The sequence below is a fragment of the Pontibacillus chungwhensis genome, assembly GCF_030166655.1.
In the GTDB taxonomy this organism is placed as follows: Bacteria; Bacillota; Bacilli; order Bacillales; family BH030062; genus Pontibacillus.
Genome location: NZ_CP126446.1, coordinates 2,720,210 through 2,736,889 on the forward strand (window position 1 = coordinate 2,720,210; position 16,680 = coordinate 2,736,889).

General features: G+C 43.1%; 19 protein-coding genes. All 19 read right to left on the reverse strand.

Annotation, left to right across the window (positions count from 1 at the left end):
* Positions 1 to 4: 4 nt before the first annotated feature.
* On the reverse strand, positions 5 to 1,897 hold the full coding sequence (gene dxs, locus QNI29_RS14135; RefSeq protein WP_231417144.1) for a 1-deoxy-D-xylulose-5-phosphate synthase: 1,893 nt from the start codon (positions 1,895 to 1,897) through the stop codon (positions 5 to 7).
* A 19-nt stretch (positions 1,898 to 1,916) separates the two neighbouring features.
* A complete protein-coding gene (locus tag QNI29_RS14140; RefSeq protein WP_231417145.1) occupies positions 1,917 to 2,513 on the reverse strand; it encodes a hypothetical protein in 597 nt (198 codons plus the stop codon).
* A gap of 702 nt (positions 2,514 to 3,215) precedes the next feature.
* Entirely contained in the window at positions 3,216 to 4,091 is an 876-nt protein-coding gene (locus QNI29_RS14145) for a polyprenyl synthetase family protein (RefSeq protein ID WP_231417597.1), read from the reverse strand.
* Positions 4,092 to 4,098: 7 nt separating this feature from the next.
* On the reverse strand, positions 4,099 to 4,347 hold the full coding sequence (locus QNI29_RS14150; RefSeq protein WP_231417146.1) for an exodeoxyribonuclease VII small subunit: 249 nt from the start codon (positions 4,345 to 4,347) through the stop codon (positions 4,099 to 4,101).
* The gene (xseA, locus tag QNI29_RS14155; RefSeq protein WP_231417147.1) at positions 4,340 to 5,692 is read right to left on the reverse strand and encodes an exodeoxyribonuclease VII large subunit; all 1,353 of its coding nucleotides are present in this window, start codon (positions 5,690 to 5,692) and stop codon (positions 4,340 to 4,342) included. The genes QNI29_RS14150 and xseA overlap by 8 nt, the downstream gene beginning before the upstream one ends.
* A 2-nt stretch (positions 5,693 to 5,694) precedes the next feature.
* Positions 5,695 to 6,564: a bifunctional methylenetetrahydrofolate dehydrogenase/methenyltetrahydrofolate cyclohydrolase FolD gene (folD, locus tag QNI29_RS14160; RefSeq protein ID WP_231417148.1), complete on the reverse strand. Its 870-nt coding sequence runs from the start codon at positions 6,562 to 6,564 to the stop codon at positions 5,695 to 5,697.
* Between the two features lie 19 nt (positions 6,565 to 6,583).
* Positions 6,584 to 6,973, reverse strand: a complete 390-nt coding sequence (gene nusB / locus QNI29_RS14165; RefSeq protein ID WP_231417598.1) for a transcription antitermination factor NusB — start codon at positions 6,971 to 6,973, stop codon at positions 6,584 to 6,586.
* A gap of 168 nt (positions 6,974 to 7,141) precedes the next feature.
* Positions 7,142 to 8,095: a nuclease-related domain-containing protein gene (locus QNI29_RS14170; RefSeq protein ID WP_231417149.1), complete on the reverse strand. Its 954-nt coding sequence runs from the start codon at positions 8,093 to 8,095 to the stop codon at positions 7,142 to 7,144.
* A gap of 904 nt (positions 8,096 to 8,999) precedes the next feature.
* Positions 9,000 to 9,410, reverse strand: coding sequence for an Asp23/Gls24 family envelope stress response protein (locus QNI29_RS14175; protein WP_231417150.1), 411 nt, complete (start codon positions 9,408 to 9,410; stop codon positions 9,000 to 9,002).
* 18 nt (positions 9,411 to 9,428) lie between these two features.
* A complete protein-coding gene (gene accC, locus QNI29_RS14180; protein ID WP_231417151.1) occupies positions 9,429 to 10,784 on the reverse strand; it encodes an acetyl-CoA carboxylase biotin carboxylase subunit in 1,356 nt (451 codons plus the stop codon).
* A 12-nt stretch (positions 10,785 to 10,796) separates the two neighbouring features.
* Positions 10,797 to 11,288, reverse strand: a complete 492-nt coding sequence (gene accB / locus QNI29_RS14185) for an acetyl-CoA carboxylase biotin carboxyl carrier protein (RefSeq protein WP_231417152.1) — start codon at positions 11,286 to 11,288, stop codon at positions 10,797 to 10,799.
* 218 nt (positions 11,289 to 11,506) lie between these two features.
* The gene (locus QNI29_RS14190) at positions 11,507 to 12,073 is read right to left on the reverse strand and encodes a SpoIIIAH-like family protein (protein WP_231417153.1); all 567 of its coding nucleotides are present in this window, start codon (positions 12,071 to 12,073) and stop codon (positions 11,507 to 11,509) included.
* Positions 12,074 to 12,088: 15 nt separating this feature from the next.
* Positions 12,089 to 12,736, reverse strand: a complete 648-nt coding sequence (gene spoIIIAG / locus QNI29_RS14195; protein ID WP_231417154.1) for a stage III sporulation protein AG — start codon at positions 12,734 to 12,736, stop codon at positions 12,089 to 12,091.
* A complete protein-coding gene (gene spoIIIAF, locus QNI29_RS14200) occupies positions 12,733 to 13,353 on the reverse strand; it encodes a stage III sporulation protein AF (RefSeq protein ID WP_231417155.1) in 621 nt (206 codons plus the stop codon). The genes spoIIIAG and spoIIIAF overlap by 4 nt, the downstream gene beginning before the upstream one ends.
* Before the next feature lie 11 nt (positions 13,354 to 13,364).
* Positions 13,365 to 14,543, reverse strand: coding sequence for a stage III sporulation protein AE (spoIIIAE, locus tag QNI29_RS14205; RefSeq protein WP_231417599.1), 1,179 nt, complete (start codon positions 14,541 to 14,543; stop codon positions 13,365 to 13,367).
* 32 nt (positions 14,544 to 14,575) lie between these two features.
* Positions 14,576 to 14,965, reverse strand: coding sequence for a stage III sporulation protein AD (spoIIIAD, locus tag QNI29_RS14210; RefSeq protein ID WP_231417156.1), 390 nt, complete (start codon positions 14,963 to 14,965; stop codon positions 14,576 to 14,578).
* Between the two features lie 10 nt (positions 14,966 to 14,975).
* Positions 14,976 to 15,182 carry a stage III sporulation protein AC gene (gene spoIIIAC / locus QNI29_RS14215; RefSeq protein WP_231417157.1) on the reverse strand — a complete coding sequence of 69 codons (207 nt, stop codon included), beginning with the start codon at positions 15,180 to 15,182 and terminating at the stop codon, positions 14,976 to 14,978.
* Between the two features lie 20 nt (positions 15,183 to 15,202).
* On the reverse strand, positions 15,203 to 15,715 hold the full coding sequence (gene spoIIIAB / locus QNI29_RS14220; protein WP_231417158.1) for a stage III sporulation protein SpoIIIAB: 513 nt from the start codon (positions 15,713 to 15,715) through the stop codon (positions 15,203 to 15,205).
* Complete coding sequence (spoIIIAA, locus tag QNI29_RS14225) at positions 15,660 to 16,637, reverse strand: stage III sporulation protein AA (protein WP_231417159.1); 978 nt, start codon at positions 16,635 to 16,637, stop codon at positions 15,660 to 15,662. The genes spoIIIAB and spoIIIAA overlap by 56 nt, the downstream gene beginning before the upstream one ends.
* Positions 16,638 to 16,680: the final 43 nt, after the last annotated feature.

Below are 16,680 nucleotides of genomic sequence, written 5' to 3' on the forward strand. Positions count from 1 at the left end.
TGCTTCAAGCCCTTTGCTTTTGTTCTGGTAATATTTTTTTTATATTTGTAACGATATTTTCAGATGTAAGGCCAATTTCTTGATAAAGTTCTTTTACGCTACCATGCTCAATAAAGCGATCAGGAACACCCATGCGGTGGATTACCTGATTGTAGTATTGTTGTTCTTCTGCGAATTCTAACACTCCACTACCGAAGCCGCCTTTTAAAACAGCTTCTTCAATTGTAAGTATAGGCATGGAACGCTTCATTAAGTCATGGAGCATCGCTTCATCCATCGGCTTAATAAACCTTGCATTAATGACCTTAACTGAAATACCTTGCTTTCTTAGTTCTTCGCTCGCCTTAAGAGCCATAGGAATGGTGGTTCCAAATGTAAGAATCGCTGCGTCTGTACCTTCTTGAAGTACCTCCCAGGATCCAATCGGAAGCGCCTTAAGCTCCTCATCCATTTCTACGCCTAGTCCATTTCCTCTTGGATAACGAACAGCAATCGGACCATCGTCATATTCAAACGCGGTATGAACCATATGCTGACCTTCATTCTCATCTTTCGGCATCATAATGGTCATATTCGGAAGGTGCCGTAGAAAGGCGATATCAAACACACCCTGGTGCGTTTCACCGTCAGCTCCGACTAAACCTGCACGGTCAATACCAAACGTTACGTTTAGATTTTGACGACACACGTCGTGTACCAATTGATCATAGCCACGTTGCATAAAGGTAGAATAAATGGCAAGGAACGGCTTCATACCTTGTGTTGCGATTCCGGCAGCCACTGTCGTCGCATGTTGTTCTGCTATCCCCACATCAAATAGTCGATCAGGAAATTCTTCTCCGAATTTCTCAAGCTTTGATCCAAGAATCATAGCTGGGGTAATGGCAGCAATACGGTTGTCCGTTCGCGCTTTCTTCCTGAGTGTCTCACTAATGACTTCACTCCACGCAGGCGGTGCATCCGTTGGCTTAATTTTCTCTCCGGATTCAATCTTATAAGGTCCTACTCCATGCCACTTATCCTTTTGATCACTCTCAGCAGGATGATAACCTTTCCCTTTCTGAGTCATAACGTGGACAAGGACTGGTCCTTCAGTCTTTTTAGCATACTGTAGGTTCTCCATTAAATCTTCAAAGTTATGGCCGTCTACAGGTCCATAATACGTAAAACCGAGCTCCTCAAAGAACATCCCAGGTAGCATGAAGTATTTCATGCTATCTTTCAATCGTTCAGCTGCATTCGCAAGCTTCCCGCCTACTGCTGGAATACGCTTTAACACCCATTCCATTTCATCTTTGACCCAGTGATATTTACGAGCACTTCTCATACGCCCTAATACATTATGAAGGGCGCCTACATTCTGAGCAATCGACATTTCATTGTCATTTAAGATTACAGTAACGTTCTTCTTCTCATCACCAATATGGTTTAAAGCTTCTAGAGCCATACCACCCGTAAGAGCGCCATCTCCAATAATCGGGAGGATTGAATGGTCTTCACCCTTTAAATCTCGAGCAATGGCCATACCCATTGCCGCAGAAAGAGATGTAGAGCTATGCCCTGTTTCCCAAACATCATGCTCACTTTCACATCGTTTCGGGAAACCACATAACCCTTGATATTGACGTAATGTATCAAATTGGCCTGTTCGACCCGTTAAGATTTTATGAATATAGGATTGATGTCCCACATCGAATAATATTTTATCTTTAGGACTGTCATAAAGCTTATGTAGAGCCAAAGTAAGCTCCACAACCCCTAAATTAGCACCTAAATGTCCACCCGTTACAGATAATTTTTCAATGAGAAAGTTACGGACAGAAGCCGCAAACTTTTCGAGATCTTCATTAGAATATTCTTTTAAGAAGGATGGGTCCTTGATAGTATTAAGATCCATTCGGGATCACTCGCCTTCATCATGATTTTCTAGAGGATTTTTTACCCCTCGGTAAAATAGTAATGTTTAACTTTCTTTCCACAAGTGAAATAATTCGAGCTGCGAAGAAAATGATATCAGTTGACGCGCGAATCGCAAAATACTTCCCTAGCGCCTTGCCCCCAACAGTTACCGCTGCTACTATACTTGTAAAAATCACTGAGATGACCAAGTTGGTAGTCGAATCCTCTGAATGTCCAAGAATAAACGTTAAGCGCAAAACAACCATCGTTGCAGCTGTTCCACTTATAACGCCAGCGATATCTCCGATTACGTCATTACAGAAGCTCGCGAAACGGTCCGCATTTCTGACAATAAGAATCGCCTCTTTGGAACCGTTTACTTTTTCAGCTGCCATAGCATGAAAAGGAACTTCATCTGCAGCCGTTGCCGCTATACCTAGCATATCGAAGAGTACTCCAATTGATACAATAACGAAAACGATAATGATCCCTAACAGATAGTACACATCATCTAATATATAATTGGAGATAACTGTAAAAATAGCCGCTAACACAAACGTGATAACGGCGATCCCCAAGCTAAATTTTAAAGAATTTTTTAGTTGTGTCTTCATGGATTAACCTCTATATTTTAAGTTCATTCACGTATATGTATGAAGGTCAGGATGGTCACCTAAAAGATAAAAACTGCGGCTTAGGTCCAGTAGGTTTTCCCAAGCGAGTACCATGTGTTGCCACATCGGCGGTTCCCCTTTAAACTCACCTTAGCACCGTCACCGATTGCTAGACTGGATTGCCACTTAGTCCGCACTATAATCCCTTTCAGGTGTCATGGAACAGTCTAGGAGATTTCCTCGACAGCCTTTGGCCGCTCCTTAGCCTCTTTTGCAGCGCTGATTTCATATGGTCGGGTAAGCGATCGAATAGTGGCCATCTATCTTTCGCTCAAAAGCCATAATCCCCTCAGAGCCACTCAAGGCAGGCTACGCTGTGGACCGTTCTTCCCAAAACAATCTCACAGGTTCATACCCCATTTCATAGCAGACGTTTGAGAACAGCCTCCTACAAATATGGGCCTCCGCGGAAGCAGGGTCAACGCCCACATGCCATTGTGGATCGCCCCGCAACCTTAACTCCCAGCATCGACCCAAGGCTGGGCGCCTCAAGCCAACACAAGGAACTTCATCGATGTGCCCTTTGGCGGATTTTTAGGCCCGCCTTCAGGAACGGAGGGCCGACTAGAATACTGCACCATCCTGTTTGTATTTCTAATATACCACATTCATTCCAATCCCTCAATCCACATGTACTGACAATTAATTCTTTCGATCGCTAATGTAATCAATCAGATCCTCTAAAAGGGAACTATCGACGCCAGCTTCCTTAAGAGCAGCCCTTGCTCGCTCTGCGTACTTCTGTTTGTGCTCGATCGCTCCTTCAAGACCTAACAATTGAGGATATGTACTTTTATGATTTGTTACATCACTACCTACTGGCTTCCCGATCTCGCCTTCTTCGCCAATAACATCTAAAATGTCATCCTGGACTTGAAATAACAAACCTATATAGTTTGCGTATGTCTCAATTTGGCGTAATTGTGTCGGATTGGCCCCTCCAATAAAGGCGCCTGCTACAGCTGAGAATCGTAGCAATTCACCGGTTTTGTGACGGTGTATGGCTTCTAGCTCTTCAAGGGAGAGTGTTTTCTCTTCTGCCTCCATATCAAGCATCTGACCAGCTACCATTCCTTCAGCACCACTGGCCTTCGATAATTCACGTGTTAGGAATACTTTTTCACGGTCTGTCAGATGGTCATTAGCTGTAATAACGTGAAAGGCTGCCGTTAGTAATCCGTCCCCAGCTAATATAGCTGTTGCTTCATCAAACTGCATATGATTCGTAGGCTTTCCTCTTCTCACGTCATCATCGTCCATCGCAGGAAGATCATCATGGATAAGAGAATACGTATGAATCATCTCTACCGCACAAGCAGGAGCGAGCGCTCGATCTTCCATACCACCAAACGCTTCATTGGCAGCCAATAATAAAACAGGGCGAATTCGCTTGCCCCCTGCTTCAATGGAGTATAGGATGGACTCTCTCAGTTTTTCAGGAATTTGCATAGAATAGATCTGTTGCTCCATCTGCTGGTTTAACTTAGAGCGCTTATTCTCCAAAAAGGTCCCTAGCATATGCACCTTATTCTTCCTCCTCCACTGAGAAAGACTCAAATTCTCCCTGATCATTCATAATTTGTTGCATCTGTTTTTCAACATTATTCAGTTTGTCGTTGCAAACCTTAGAAAGCTTCATGCCATCCTGATAATAAGTAATAGCTTTCTCTAAAGGGACATCTCCCTCTTCTAACTTTTCTACGATCTGCTCAAGCTGCTTCATAGCTTCTTCAAAACTCAATTCTTCTTGTTGTGCTTGCTCTTTTTCACTCATGGTCTTCCTCCTTTTCCATTCCCCATACTTGGCAATCTAAAACCCCATCTTGCACTTTAACCTGCAGAGGATCTCCAGGTTGAACATCACCGATTGATTTCACGACACTACCTTCCTGATCAAAAGGAATGGCATATCCTCTTTTCATGATTTCAAGAGGATTTAGTAATGATAATTTATTTAACATTTGTACATACTGGTTATCTTTCGCTCGCTTTTCCTGCTGCATGGCTCGGTTCATACGCTTAGTCAATTGAATAAACGTTTGTTTCGCTACGTCTAGCGAGCGCTCAGGGTGCTGTTGCCGAAGACGGTTCATATAGACGTTAAAGTCTTGTCTTCTACGTTCTTGAAGCATTGTAGAGGATTTTTTCAAGCGCTCTGATAAGCGGTCTAAGTCCTGCTCTTTCTGCCTCATGAGTTGTTCTGGATATCGAAACGCATACGACTTCTGGAGACGGGTTAGTTGATCTCTTCCCTGACGGTGCTGGACCTGTAGGGCTCGACTAAGACGACTTCTCATGGAATTCACACGCTCTAACACCTCTGCCTGAGAAGGTACCGCTACTTCAGCCGCACCTGTTGGTGTTGGGGCTCTGTAATCCGCTACAAAGTCACTAATTGTAAAGTCTGTTTCATGCCCGACCGCTGATATAATAGGAATCGTTGATTCGGCAATGGCTCTTGCTACTACTTCTTCATTAAAGGCCCATAGTTCTTCAATAGAACCTCCACCTCGCCCCGCTATAATGACATCATAATCACCGATTTCATTTACTTGTTTGATTGCCTGGGAAATAGATGGAGCGGCGCTTTTCCCTTGAACGAGAACAGGGAATACCGTTACGTTTACAAGAGGATAACGCCTTTCTATCGTAGTTAAAATATCGCGCACTGCAGCACCGGTCGGGGAAGTAATGACAGCAATAGATTCTGGATAAGGCGGAAGAGGCAACTTTCTAGAATCCTCAAAGAGGCCTTCTTTTGAAAGCTTTTTCTTTAGCTCCTCATAAGCAAGGTAAAGAGCGCCTAATCCGTCTGGCTCCATATGTTGAATATAAAGCTGGTACTGACCATGAGGCTCATATACCCCAATTTCACCCTTAATCAGAACATTCATCCCATCCTCAGGCTTGAACTTCAAACGCCGATTGTTCCCCGCAAACATCACTGCATTGACTCTGGATTTGTTATCTTTAATCGTCAAATACATGTGTCCTCGACTGTGATGTTTGAAGTTAGAAATTTCCCCCTTTAACCAAATATCAGTTAAATGGGGGTCTGTTTCGAACTTACGTTTAATGTATTTTGTTAAGGCGGACACCGTCAAATATTGATCTTGCACGGTTAAGAACTCCTTTGAGGGATATGATTGAACTGCTTGGCTGCTTTGATTGTATTTTGAAGAAGCATCGTAATCGTCATAGGTCCTACACCACGTGGGACGGGGGTAATATAAGAAGCTTTCTCAAGGGCTGATTCAAAATCAACGTCACCTGTCAAACTGCCATCTTCAACACGGTTCACACCTACATCAATGACAACAGCACCATCTTTAATGTCTTCTCCGGAAATGAAAGATGGCTTTCCGACAGCTACTATTAGAATGTCTGCACTTTGAGTAAATTCTTTGAGGTTCTTCGTGCGGGAATGGCAATATGTAACGGTCGCATTTTCATTTAGAAGCATTTGCCCAATCGGCTTTCCGACAATGCGACTGCGGCCGAGTACCACTACGTGTTTTCCTTCAAGGCTAATCTCTTTTTCCTTAAACATTGTTAAAATTCCTAACGGTGTACAAGGTAAAAAAGTTTCCTTCCCAGCCATCATGCGACCGATGCTTATAGGATGGAACCCATCAACGTCTTTACTTGGAGAAATGGCTTCAATGATTTCGTCTTCATTGATATGATCTGGTAATGGAAGTTGTACAAGAACCCCATGTACTTTAGGATCATGGTTCAGGCGATCCACCAAATCTAACAATTCTTGTTGTGAAACTTGTTCAGGAAGCTCGATTAAGTTCGATTCCAGACCAACTTTTTTGGAGGCTTTGTCTTTACCTCTTACATAGGATAAAGAAGCGGGATCGTTTCCAACGATTACGACTGTTAACCCAGGAACGACTCCCATCTCTTTAAGATCAGCAACCTCTTTAGTCATCCGCTCTCGAATATCTTCTGCTAATTCTCGTCCATAAATAATTTCTGCAGTCATGGAATCCACCCTCTCACAATTAATCAATCATTTTCTTCAATACACCGTTCACAAAACTTCCTGATTTGTCATCGCCAAATGTTTTAGCTAACTCAATTGCTTCATTAATGGAGACCTTTTCAGGGATATCTTCTTGATAGTTCATTTCATACACGGCTATACGCATAATCGTTTTCTCAACAGATGCAATACGATTAAAGGACCATTTCTCAAGATGGTTCGAAATCTGCTGATCAATTGTTTCCTGGTTTTCTTTCACACCAAAAACAAGTTGATCCAAAAACGCATCATGAACTTGGCCATCTTCTTCCTCTAAAATATTCTCGATCGCTTCATTAGCGTCCATTTCATTTATGTCCATTTGAAAAAGCGCCTGAAACGCCTTTTCTCTTGCTGTATGACGATTCATCATTCATTCTCCTTTATGTTTCTTTCCGTTAAGAATGATAACACGTAATAATCAGAAATGCTATAAATAATAGAACCTCAGCGATTAAAAGCCAAATCACATTCTTGTCGGCGCGCGGGGATTTATAGGAACAGCATACCCAAATCTCAGGAGGGGTATCCGTATGGGCTATAGGTGAGGAGAATGGTAGCGGAGGGATCGTTTGTGACCTGAGGTTTGAAAGTCCATCTTACTAAGGAAATAACTAGCCGCCCTGCTGTCATCACGTCGCACAAAGTCTCTAAAGATTGCATTATTCATGTATGGAAAACCTAATAAGAAATAATCAACTATTGCCTGCTTGTGTGAGTCACGCGAATAGTAATGACAAGTTGAGCACCTCCACCTCTTCCTTAGCCAATTCATATGGAAGCTTTTACACTTTGGACACTCGACTCCTTTTTGTAACTCGTCGTAAGATATCGAATACTTATCCAATATATTTGTAGGCGATAAAGGGGTATGGGCATCAAGGATCATCTGATTCATATTTCCTGGAAGGGTGGTGGGTGTATTAAATTGAGATTCCAAATTTACAATATGATCAAACAAATTTTCTACTTGGGTGATGGCGTGCTGATGAGGGTTGAGCTCAGAGGATTTTATAACAGCGGAAGGGTGTGTGAAGACAACGCAGTATTTAATCGGTAATGCGATGTGATGTGAGGAAAACCATTTAGATAGGTGCCTGCGCTGACGTCCGACTTGCACAAGAGGATTAGGCAGCCTTTCTTCGCGTGTTTCGCCTTTTCGAATTAACTGACTGAAAGTAGGATCAAATTGAATAATTCCTGAAATATTCTTCACTTCTAATATGATGGCGACGCGATTTGTAACAAGGAGGGTATCTATCTGGAATACTTTATCTCCATCCACGATCCGTAAATCATGAAAGATGTGGTACTGGCGATCATCAAGATAACTTAGAGGATAATCGAGTTCTTGCTCTCCCCAATAGCCAGCTCTTCTTTTACTAATGCTCTTCATTACGGCAGATTTTTTCGGATGACGATAAGGTAATCTTTTTTCTAACACTTCTTCTTGTCTAAGTATGAAGGGGATGGTTCTCTTTTTTACGATCATGTAAAACTCCTTTCATTGCTCTTAAATAAATTACATTACAGCATTATTCGACTAAATGTTCGGGTTTCCTTTATTTTTTATAAAATTTGTAATCGGTGTTTTAGGAGGGGGCTCGAGCATTGATTAGCGGAACTAGTTTTGTTACTGCATTTGGGTTTCGTTTTAGACATTGCATCTTTGGTTTATGCACTACGATGCGGGATTTCTTCACTGCTCCTTACTTTTTCTGCAGTCCGGCGGGGATTTGGACACTGATGGCCGGCTTTCGACAGTACGGTCGCGCTTTCTTCACTGCGCAGGCTGTTTCTACACTCCGATCCGGCTTTCTTCATGCCAACAGCTCTTTCTACACTCCGAGCCGGGCTTTCTTCACTGCTCCTCACTCTTTTTGCAGTACGGCGGTGGTTTGGACACTGATGGCCGGCTTTCGACAGTACGGTCGCGCTTTCTTCACTACGCAGGCTGTTTCTACACTCCGATCCGGCTTTCTTCATGCCAACAGCTCTTTCTACACTCCGAGCCGGGCTTTCTTCACTGCTCCTTACTCTTTCTGCAGTCCGGCGGGGGTTTGGACACTGATGGCCGGCTTTCGACAGTACGGTCGCGCTTTCTTCACTGCGCAGGCTGTTTCTACACTCCGATCCCACTTTCTACATGCCAAAAGCTCTTTCTACACTCCAAGCCGGGCTTTCTTCACTGCTCCTCACTCTTTTCGCAGTACGGCGGTGGTTTGGACACTCCGATCCGGCTTTCTACACTCGGGTGGCGCTTTCTTCAGTCCCCAGGCTCTTTCCACACTCCGCCCCGTCTCTCTTCACTCCATCCCCGATTTCGACACTCCGCCCCACAAAACAAAAAAACCACAAAGAAGACAAGTCGTCTTCTCTGTGGTTCAAAGTTCCCTTTACACGCCAGGGATCTCTTCTTCTTCGTCCTCTTTTGTTGGTTCCATTTGGATCCCTACGATGTGAACGTTGATTTCTTTAATTTCTAGGGCGGTCATATTTTTAAGGGCTTGGCGCGTGCTGTCTTGGATCTGCTGGGCTGTTTGTGGGATGGAGATTCCAAAGTCCATGACGACGTAGATATCAATGACGATGCCTTCGTCTGACAGTTCAACTTTGATTCCTTTCCCGTGATTCTTCTTTCCGCCAAGACGTTCGGCTACGCCACTTGCAAAGTTACCGCGCATGGATGCAACACCTTCGACTTCTGATGCAGCGATACCGGCAATAACTTCAATAACCTCTGGAGCAATTTCCACTTTACCTAAGCTGGAGTCCTCTCCAACATTTAATAAATGATTTTCACTCATCTTGGTCACTCCTTTGTGTTATTCCTCTTCCATTATAGTATAGGTTTCAAGGAATTTCGTATTAAAATCTCCTCCGCGGAAGACTTCGTGTTCCATCATGCGACGGTGGAACGGAATTGTTGTATGAACTCCTTCGATAACGAACTCATCAAGGGCACGTTTCATACGATCCATTGCTTCTTCTCGTGTATTTCCATAAGTGATCAACTTCGCAATCATTGAATCATAATACGGAGGAATCATCCAGCCTGGATACGCCGATGAATCTACACGGACACCGAAGCCACCTGGAGGAAGATACATTTCAATTCGTCCTGGTGATGGCATAAAGTTCTTGAACGGGTTCTCCGCGTTAATACGACATTCAATGGAATGACCCTCAAATTCAATTTGATCTTGAGAGAATTGAAGAGGTTCATTATTGGCCACATGAATCATTTCTTTGATTAAATCAACGCCTGTCACCATTTCTGTAACAGGGTGTTCCACTTGAATACGCGTGTTCATCTCCATGAAGTAGAAGCTGTTGTTGTTCTGGTCGAAGATGAATTCCACCGTACCTGCGCCTGAGTAATTAACAGCTAAGGCTGCTTTTACAGCTGCTTCTCCCATTTCAGCACGTAGGTCTGGCCCAAGTGCCGGAGATGGTGTTTCTTCTATTAATTTTTGCAGGCGACGTTGAACAGAGCAGTCCCGTTCACCAAGGTGAATGGCATTTCCATGGTTGTCTGCAAGTATTTGAATTTCAACGTGACGGAAGTCTTCAATATACTTTTCTAAATAGACACCAGGATTACCGAATGCTTTTTCCGCTTCATTTTGCGTGACGCGAATCCCTTTTTTGAGTTCTTCTTCGTCACGAGCGACACGGATTCCTTTTCCGCCGCCGCCAGCGGTTGCTTTAATGATAACTGGGTAACCGATTTGCTCAGCTACTTGAAGGCCGTGTTCTTCATCACGAATTAAACCTTCAGAGCCGGGAACGACTGGTACACCCGCTTCTTTCATCGTTTCTCGAGCGACGTCTTTTGTTCCCATTTTACGAATAGCCTGAGCGCTTGGTCCGATGAATGTAATGTTGCATTCATCACAGATTTCAGCGAAATCTGGGTTCTCGGACAAGAATCCGTAACCCGGATGAATGGCTTCTGATTCGGTTAATGTGGCGACGCTCATAATATTTGTGAAATTCAAGTAGCTTTCACTACTCATGGTTGGTCCAATGCAATACGCTTCATCTGCTAGTTGAACGTGTAGAGATTCTTTATCCGCTTCAGAATAGACGGCCACCGTTTCAATGTCCATCTCTTTACAAGCTCGAATAATCCGAACGGCGATCTCTCCACGGTTCGCGATTAAGATTTTCTTGATCACAGTTCCATCCCCTTATTCGGATTTCACTCGGAATAATGGCTGACCATATTCAACAAGCTGACCATTTTCTACGAGTACTTCTACAATTTTACCATTAACTTCAGCTTCAATCTCGTTGAAGAGCTTCATGGCTTCCACAATACAAACTACAGAGTCCTTCGTTACAACGTCTCCTGTTTTAACGAAAGGACCAGCGTCTGGTGAAGATGCTTCGTAAAAAGTTCCCACCATTGGGGAAACAATCTCATGATCATAATCTGCCTTTGCCTCTGTTTGAGGTTCTGGCTTAGGTTCCTCAGCTGCTTGAGTTGGTTCCGGTTGCGGTTGTGGCGCAGGCTGGGCTGGTTGCTGTGCAGCAACTGGTTGAGCGGCCGGGCGTTCAACAACCTCTCCTGTATTTTTCTTCATAGTTACTGTTGTTCCATTGCTTTCATATGTAAACTCATCGATTGTTGATTCATCGATTAATTTAATGAGTTCACGAATTTCTTGTACTTTTAACATATTCTGCGCACCCCTTCTATATTTGAAATGCATATTATTAACTGGTACTAATAACACCTCTTAATATTTTACGACAAAGAGTAGTAAAACTTCAACCTACCAGAAAGCGCTTACTAGTTCTTTTCTCGATTAGAACGGGCTTTTCCTCTTCTCTAAATAAAAAAAATAACTATAAAAAAACAGCTTTCGCACACCGTTAGAGTGCGAAAGCTGTCTGTTTACTTTTCGTTTGGAATGTATTCTACTACAACCGGAACTGGTCCGAATTCATCATATACAATTTGATGAATTTGACTGACGTCTTGTTTAGACATCTCGTTTGCTTTTACTTTCACTAATACTTTATCATCCTCTGCGCGAACAAATACATCCGGATATTCTGCTTTTGCTTGGATGGATTGTTGAGCGACCGATTCTTTCGTACTTAGTTCTCGAATCTTATCAATCTCATTTTTGGCATCATTCACTTCTTCAGCAGAAACTTCACTAGAAGCCATAATGTTTTCTAGTTCTTCAATTTTCTTAGAGCGGCTGTCCATAATATCTAATTGCATGGAAGAGAAGTATTGATCAGACGAAAGGCTTGATGTGAGGGAACCATCTTCTCCTTCTTGAGTTGTTGCATCGCCTTCACTTGGTGTTCCTGCCGTTTGTTGGTCTGCGTTTTCTTCATCCCCCATGTACGCGAGCTCCCCTTCTGGTGGTGAAGTCATATAATACACACTCAGCACAATCATCAAGCTCAACATCGTTAGCAACCAAACCGTTTGTTTTTTTAACATCATTCTTTCATTCCTCCCTTATTTTTTCGGCATTACCGAAATTCGATGTGTAGGAACATCAAGTGTTCGTGAAACTGTTTCAACAATCCACTCTTTCACTTTCATATGGTCAGCACCCTTGGCTACGACTCCAACGCCTCGAACAGATGGTTTATCCGTCCGGATCAGGAGCGGAACTTCTTGGTCGCCTTGTCTTGTGACAACGATTTGTTCATCCTCTGTGAAATCTTCAATGTTACGCTCGCCACCACTCTTATCATTCTCTGTCGTGTGTTGCTTGCTCACGGTTGTATTTTTTTCATAGACCTTTGCTTCTGTTGACTCCAGATTCACCATTACTTCTACCTCTGAAACACCTTGAATCTTCTCGAGGAGCCCTTTTAGCTCTTTCTCGTAGTAAGTTTCCACATCTGACATCAGCATATCTGCCTCGTCCTTCTTCTGACCAAACGTTTCCTTTTCGGCAGGTTGCACACTCTCGGTTTGGATAGGAGGCGAAATCCCTTCGCTTCTGGCTTCATCGTTAGTGAAAAAGTCACCAACTAGTAAGATGAGTAACCCTAGCAAACCAACAAGTACCACGTAAGCTAGTTTAGTAGGCTTCCCACCATCGGCTGACTTCAGCTTCAGCAATGAAAAGATGTTAGTTAACGGATTTTTCTTCATTGAACCCCTCCTTCCCACTGTAAGATGAGCTGATCCTCAGGTATGTCCCATGCTGAAGATAAATACGATCTGACAGCATCTAGAGATTGCTCACCTTCTTGATCTTTTGGCTGCTGATTTAGATCAATCACAATTTCTTCAACCTCATCACTCCCTGCTTCTTGCTTATTTGTCTCTGCAAGGGTAATGTTGAGTGACTTTAACCCCTCTAAATTCACTTCTGCATCGGTTTTAAATTGGAAGGAAAAGTTTTGAATCTCTACGTTATGGTCATTCATCAGCTCCTCCTTCACTTCGTTTTCTAGCTGGACAGCCATCTGTTCTAAAATATATGCACGTTGTGAGGCTTGTATTTCTTTTTTCTTCTCTTCAATCGAATTTTTCATAGATTCAACTTCTGCCTGATCATTCCACCTGTTCATTTCTCGTGTAAAGAATTGATCCATATCAACATCGAATAATTTAAAAACAGGCTGTAAAAAGACAAGAATAAGAAGGAGCCCCACTACGAGTTTGATGTATTTTCGAAAGGAGGATGCAGGGAGTAAGAGATCTGTCACTAATGCTAATAGTAAGAAAAGAATAATCTGTGTGACCCATTCTGTTATAAACGCCACTTGCCCACCTCCTAACGAACCATCATGGTTAAGTTACTGGCTGCCACTAAGATGACAATGGCCAGAAAGAACATAAACGTAACAACCAGAAGGGCTGCAAAAACAAACAAGATATGCTTGCTTATCGTTTCCATCGAAGCAATCACCGGGCCTCCCCCAATCGGCTGTAAGATAGCAGCGGCCAGTTTATAAATAAGCGCTACAGCTAACACTTTCACAGCTGGAAATAAGGCAAGAGCAAGAATGATAAGCACCCCTACAATCCCCACTGTATTCTTTAGTAATAGAGATGCGCTAAGCACGGTATCGGTTGCATCTGTGAACATGCGCCCGACGACTGGGACAAAGTTCCCCGTAACAAATTTAGCAGTCTTCATAGCGACCCCGTCCTGAATAGCTGAGGTAGCTCCTTGCACTGAAATGACTCCTAGAAAGATGGTTAGAAATGCACCTAAAAGTCCTAAGCTTGTATTCCTCAATAACTGAGCGAGTTGCGTCACTTTATATTGTTCATTGATTGTACTCACAATCATGAGTAGAGCAGACAGAAATAAAAGCGGCAGCACAATATTGGAAACAAGGAGTCCACTTGTATGAATTAAAAAAACGATAACTGGATGGAAGAACGAGACGGATAATAAATTCCCAAACGTTGCCATAAGCCCAAGCATGAGTGGTAAAAGCGCGATCATAAAACTACTCATCATTTCCACCGCACCTTTTGCATAGGAGACGGCCAGGTGAAAACTGTTCAGCGCTAAAACGATCAGTACCAGGTAAACGACAGCATAGGCGACTTTACTGACCGTCTGATTCTCGAATGCATTTTGAAGGGACTGAAGAATCATGCAAAATAGCGTCAAAAAGATTAACGTTCCTAAAAGCTTTCCGTTGATTAGGAATTCATAAAATAAATATTTCAAAAGACCAGTTACCCAATCTTTGATCGAGAGGGAGTCTCTGTTCTGCATGAATTCGACGAAGCTTCCTTTTCGGATGCCTGGCAAGTAGCCACCATATTCGTCCACAACTTGATTCCAATATGACTGAATTTCTGTGAACGTAACCGGATCGAGTGTAGGGCTCGTCCCCTCAACAGGAGGCGACTGAGCGTGGACAGGCTCTGATAAGAAGACGAGAATCCAAAGGGCAAGGAAAAGGACAACAATTAACTGCCGGAACACTTTCATCAACGCTCAAAGCCACCTCCTTCTTGAATCCATTAAGCTGGAAGGAAACCTAGTATAGTTTCAATAACAGCGGTTAGTATTGGAATAGCAAGGACCAGAATAAATACTTTACCTGCTAACTCAATCTTAGATGCTACTGAACCAAGACCTGCGTCCCTGGTAATCTGAGCACCGAATTCAGCCACATAAGCAATTCCTATAATCTTAAGAATCGTCTCCACGTACATGCCGTTCACGTTGGCTTTTTGAGCGATATATTCAAGCAACGTAAATACTTGTGCAATCTCGCGGATTAGAATAAGAAAGATAATAATACCTGTAAATAGAATCAGAAAAAATGCAATAGAGGACTTTTGTTCTTTTACAATGATCGTCAACACACTTGCTACGAGGGCAAAGGATACGATCTGGATAATCTCCATGTCATCACCCTTAACCTTGGAATAAGAAGACAGATTTGATTTGCTGGAACAAATCTTGAAGGCCATCCATTACAATAAAGAGCACGATTATAAATCCAACTAACGTAGCCCAATGGGCAATGTCCTCTTTTCCCATCTGTTTCAAAACCGTGTGAATCATAGCGACAACAATCCCCACTCCAGCAATCTGGAATAGAATATAGGCCTCTCCAATCATGTTGTTTACTCCTTTCGCCTTTACATGAATAACAATATAATGAGTAATCCTGTTAAAAAGCCGAGACTCTTGACCATCTTGCTATATTTTTGTTGCTGTTCTTCTGCTTCTTTTAACTCTCTCTCTAAATGCGATATGGCCAAGCGTATATGCTTTTGTTGGCCTGTGAAATCATGTTGGCCGAGAGTTTGTCCAAATTGCTTCATAATCTCTTTTTCGCCTTCTCCTAATGCACTAAGAGGCCAGAATGACTGGATTCGCTGTTCCCAAACGTCATAAAGAGAAGCACTGCTTTCCTTAAGTTGATCGCTGAATTCATAGAAAAACCAAGCCATTGGTTCTGGAATTTGACGGGCCACTTTCTCACATGCTTCTATGACAGGAGAATGCCCATAAAGGATTTCTGCTTCTAGTACTTGTAGCGCATTTTTCAGCTGACGAATTTGTTTTGGCCTTTCTGTCAGCCTTCTGGCAAATTCAAACCCTCCCCACGTTGTAGCGCACAGCAGGATAAGCGCTCCGATCCACTTCATGTGACACACCCCTTTTCTTTGGTGAAAGCCGCTGACCTTTTCCATCAAGGAGTGTTCGAACAAAACCTGGCTTTGTTTTACGTTCAAGAATGACGAATCGTTCAAACACTCCTTGTTGAAATAACGGGGTAAGTGAAGGTCTCTTCTGAACGGCTTCATATTGATCCCCATGAACAGTCGATATAACCGTTACCCCTGCGTATAAGGCTTCAAGAAGAGCGTCTACATCTGCCTGACTACCAATTTCATCAACAATTAGAATCTCCGGAGACATTGAACGAATCATCATCATCATTCCTTCAGCTTTCGGACAAGCATCCATCACGTCCGTTCTTAAACCAAGATGATGTTGGGGGACCCCGTGGATACTCCCGGCAATTTCTGAGCGTTCGTCAATGATCCCAACCTTCTTTGAAGAAATAAGGTCCGTCCCTTGACTCATAATTCTTGCCATATCTCTTAGAAGCGTGGTTTTCCCTGTTTGAGGAGGCCCTATGAGAAGGGTATTCGTATACTCCTTGTCATAAAGTTCTTCCACGAGAGATTGAGCTACACCGATTTTTTCTTTTGCGATTCGGATATTAAAGGAAGCAATGTGACGAATGGCCTTCACTACCCCTTTTTCCGTGTTGACTTTCCCCGCCAACCCTACCCTATGTCCCCCTGGGATCGTAATGTATCCCTCTCTCAGCTCGTCCTCCAAACGATAAATCGAGTATTCTCCAAGCTGATTTAATAAGTAATTTCCGTCTTGCTCACTTGGAATGATCGTCGGAATCAGTCTGCTTCCATCATCATAGATGAGCTCTAATGGCTTCGTGATCCGGAAGCGAATCTCTTGCAGACGTCCCCAGCCGTCTTCCCCGATTTGCTGCAGTTCTGATTGAATGTAGGACGGGAAAAGTCGCAAAATCTCTTTCATAGCTCTCCCTCACAATCTTTGCACTTGTTTACTGTAAATCTAT

Excerpts from the sequence above, each read along its gene's own strand:
- spoIIIAG (WP_231417154.1), bottom strand. The coding sequence starts at position 12,736 with ATGAAGAAAAATCCGTTAACTAACATCTTTTCATTGCTGAAGCTGAAG.
- folD (WP_231417148.1), bottom strand. The coding sequence starts at position 6,564 with ATGACTGCAGAAATTATTTATGGACGAGAATTAGCAGAAGATATTCGA.
- spoIIIAB (WP_231417158.1), bottom strand. The coding sequence starts at position 15,715 with ATGAAGTGGATCGGAGCGCTTATCCTGCTGTGCGCTACAACGTGGGGA.
- QNI29_RS14145 (WP_231417597.1), bottom strand. The coding sequence starts at position 4,091 with ATGCTAGGGACCTTTTTGGAGAATAAGCGCTCTAAGTTAAACCAGCAG.
- accB (WP_231417152.1), bottom strand. The coding sequence starts at position 11,288 with ATGTTAAAAGTACAAGAAATTCGTGAACTCATTAAATTAATCGATGAA.
- QNI29_RS14140 (WP_231417145.1), bottom strand. The coding sequence starts at position 2,513 with ATGAAGACACAACTAAAAAATTCTTTAAAATTTAGCTTGGGGATCGCC.
- QNI29_RS14150 (WP_231417146.1), bottom strand. The coding sequence starts at position 4,347 with ATGAGTGAAAAAGAGCAAGCACAACAAGAAGAATTGAGTTTTGAAGAA.
- QNI29_RS14170 (WP_231417149.1), bottom strand. The coding sequence starts at position 8,095 with ATGATCGTAAAAAAGAGAACCATCCCCTTCATACTTAGACAAGAAGAA.
- nusB (WP_231417598.1), bottom strand. The coding sequence starts at position 6,973 with ATGAATCGTCATACAGCAAGAGAAAAGGCGTTTCAGGCGCTTTTTCAA.
- spoIIIAC (WP_231417157.1), bottom strand. The coding sequence starts at position 15,182 with ATGATTGGAGAGGCCTATATTCTATTCCAGATTGCTGGAGTGGGGATT.
- QNI29_RS14190 (WP_231417153.1), bottom strand. The coding sequence starts at position 12,073 with ATGATGTTAAAAAAACAAACGGTTTGGTTGCTAACGATGTTGAGCTTG.
- spoIIIAE (WP_231417599.1), bottom strand. The coding sequence starts at position 14,543 with ATGAAAGTGTTCCGGCAGTTAATTGTTGTCCTTTTCCTTGCCCTTTGG.
- spoIIIAA (WP_231417159.1), bottom strand. The coding sequence starts at position 16,637 with ATGAAAGAGATTTTGCGACTTTTCCCGTCCTACATTCAATCAGAACTG.
- dxs (WP_231417144.1), bottom strand. The coding sequence starts at position 1,897 with ATGGATCTTAATACTATCAAGGACCCATCCTTCTTAAAAGAATATTCT.
- spoIIIAD (WP_231417156.1), bottom strand. The coding sequence starts at position 14,965 with ATGGAGATTATCCAGATCGTATCCTTTGCCCTCGTAGCAAGTGTGTTG.
- QNI29_RS14175 (WP_231417150.1), bottom strand. The coding sequence starts at position 9,410 with ATGAGTGAAAATCATTTATTAAATGTTGGAGAGGACTCCAGCTTAGGT.